The organism is Thiohalocapsa sp. (assembly GCF_019695415.1).
GTDB lineage: Bacteria > Pseudomonadota > Gammaproteobacteria > Chromatiales > Chromatiaceae > Thiohalocapsa.
In genome coordinates this window covers 1-1,505 of record NZ_JAIFKJ010000633.1, presented here as the reverse complement: position 1 = coordinate 1,505, position 1,505 = coordinate 1, and the positions used below count along the sequence as shown (strand labels likewise).

Here is a 1,505-nt window from a genome sequence, read left to right as displayed (position 1 = left end):
CAAAGGGCGCCGCGGGCGTCTGCAAGGAGCACCTCCAGCCCCAGCAGCGTCTCGTGCTACAGGCCATGGCGGAGCGAAGATGCCACAAGGCCGACACCGGCGGCCGCACTGCCGATGGTGATGGGCGTCAGCTGCGGCACGACGGCCTGCATGACGTCACCATCGGTGATGGCGTCGGTCAGGGCCTCGTACGTCGTCATGCCCTCGCTGTCTACGACGCCTGCGGCCGGCTCCACGGCCAGCACATGCTGGAAGGCACGCACGTCGAGCCGCCGCTTCCCCGTCCGGGCACGGTCCCGGAACAGGTTCGAGGTCCGTTTGCGCAGGCCCACGGGGCCGCCGCCGGCCCGCAGCTGCGCGATCAGCCGCTCCTTTCGCGCCGCGTACTCCGCCCTGCTCACGCCGCTTCCCCTGCCTTGTACAGAAAGCCCCGACTCATCGGATAGCCGTCCGCGCTGACATTGCCCTTCGAGAACAAGACCTGGAACAGGCAGGTACTCGAGGCCGGCGAGCGGAACATCTCGGCGCAGGAGACCAAGTAGGTGCGCCAGATGCGGCGGAAGCGCTCGTCGAAGCGCCGAGGATCGATGGCATTGATCTCCGGCCAGCGCCGCTCGAAGCGCTCGGCCCAGACGTCCAGCGTCAGCGCGTAGTGGCGACGCAGATTTTCGACGTCCAGGACCTCCAGTCCGCTCGCCTCCATGGCCGTCAGCGCCTCGGCGAGGCTCGGGATCCAGCCGCCCGGGAAAACATACTCGCGGATATAAAGCTCGGTGTCCCGGACGCCGACGTGACCGATGAAATGGAGCATCCCGAGACCGCCGGGCTTGAGGAAATCGGCGTGTGCCTGGACGACCTCGCGGAGCTGGTCGCGGCCGGCGTGCTCCAGGACACCGATCGACACGACCTTGTCATACTGGCGGTCCACCTCGCGGAAGTCCGCCTCCCGCAACGAGATCCGGTCAGTCAGGCGGCGCGCCCGGACCATGTCACGGACCGCATCGACCTGCTCTGTCGTCGTGTTGAGACCGGTCGCCCGGGCGGCATGATGCTCCACCGCATGGAACAGGAAACCGCCGAAGCCGCAGCCGATGTCGATCACGGTCTCGCCGGGCTGGAGCCGAATCTTGCGGCAAACGTGCTCGACCTTGTTGCGCTGCGCCGCCTCCAGCGTCCGGGTGCCTTCCTTCCAGTAGGCGCAGGTGTACATCATCAGCGGATCATCGAGCCACAGGCGGTAGAAATCCGTGCCGAGGCCGTAGTGAAAGCGGGCATTAGCCTTTGCCCGCGCGATGGTACGGTTGGAGTGGCGCCACTCATGCCAGTGGTTCCGCAGCCGGATGAGCGGATTCGGCTGCCGGTCGTAGCCGCTATCCATGCCGATCCGAAACAGCGCGTTGAAGTCCCCGTCCACATCCAATGTGCCGGCGAAGTCGGCGTCCAGCATCCAGACCTGCACGAACAGCAGCGCCAGGCGCACGGCGCCCCGGTTCACGCAGAGCAGG

At 66.9% G+C, this 1,505-nt stretch carries 2 protein-coding genes; both read right to left on the bottom strand.

All coding sequences use genetic code 11. From position 1 onward, the window contains the following. Positions 1 to 56 precede the first annotated feature (56 nt). Positions 57 to 401 (bottom strand): hypothetical protein, encoded by a 345-nt coding sequence (locus tag I6U14_RS17265; protein WP_296900987.1) that lies wholly within the window; start codon positions 399 to 401, stop codon positions 57 to 59. Further along, positions 398 to 1,505, bottom strand: a 1,108-nt coding sequence (locus I6U14_RS17260) for a cyclopropane-fatty-acyl-phospholipid synthase family protein (RefSeq protein WP_296900985.1), incomplete at its 5' end; no start/stop codon positions are given. The genes I6U14_RS17265 and I6U14_RS17260, both read right to left, overlap by 4 nt.